Source organism: Herbiconiux daphne (assembly GCF_024979295.1).
In the GTDB taxonomy this organism is placed as follows: Bacteria; Actinomycetota; Actinomycetes; order Actinomycetales; family Microbacteriaceae; genus Herbiconiux; species Herbiconiux daphnes.
Window position 1 is genome coordinate 1 of record NZ_JANLCJ010000147.1, and the last position, 1,064, is coordinate 1,064.

Consider the following 1,064-nt stretch of genomic DNA (forward strand, 5'->3'; position numbering starts at 1 on the left):
TTCTGGAGTTAAACCAGCAGCATTCAAGTGCTTAGGTTCCAGATACTGTGCCTTACCAACACCGTGAGCATCTTGCATAATCTCAGTGATAGCGTGATTCTCTGCCATAGCAATGATTGTGCTATTTGACTTATGAAGAATGTAAGTCCCTGGGTTCTTGTTAGCAAACTCAGCAGTTGATTTCTGTAGTCCAGCCATAATGCGAGCACGATTACCAGACATACCTTCATCCTGCCAACGTCTTGTTAGCTGACGATAGGTTGGGATTACAGCTTGTCTTACTTCGTGTCCCATCATTGCATTACGAACTGCATTGACGTGAGTGCGAGTAGGTTTCAAGTTAGGGTTAGTCAAATCACGAATAGCGTGTGAACCTTGACGCAGCATACCAACTGTAGTCTTAGCAACCAGAGCAGGGATTTCCCCAAGGTTATTCAGACCAAAGTAGAAGTTATGAGTCCCGAAGGTTACATCGCCAACTGAACGGCCAATCTGAGAGATTACTTTACTGTCATTAGCACCTTCATCCATCTTACGACGAGAACGTTGGAGCAATAGTTTCATTGTATTCTCAGCGACAGACACCTCAGCTTTGAGAGCTTTAGCTTTAGCAGGGTCAATCTCCATCAAATCTTTAGCCTCTTTACGAGCCTCATTGATATGTTCGATTACCTGTTGCACTGATTTACCTGTTGAACCCATAACAGCAATGTGACCATTAGCCTGTTTCAGATATGCTGGAAGCATTTCTTCAATGTCAAAGTTACGAAGGTCATTAGGACTGAACTCCATACCATCAGGTAAAGGAATCTTAGCACCATAACCAAAGCCACTACGACCTTTAAGCATAGGTGAGTTACCTGCACCAGCCAATGAGTTAGAGTTCTGAGCACGTAGAATAGCAGCGTGAGCATCAGCAGTGATGGCTTCACCCTGATGGATGATACCGAATGCTGTGTCATTAGCGTGTTTCTCTACCATCAGTTTCAACTTCATTGGGTCTAGCGGAGCATTAACTTCCTGACGAAGTTTGTTTGCTTTAGCCAAAGCCTTATCAGCAGATT

Annotated in this window: 1 protein-coding gene; it reads right to left on the bottom strand. The window is 44.0% G+C overall.

From position 1 onward, the window contains the following. On the bottom strand, positions 1-1,064 hold a 1,064-nt coding region (locus N1032_RS23690; protein ID WP_259542829.1), incomplete at both ends, for a hypothetical protein.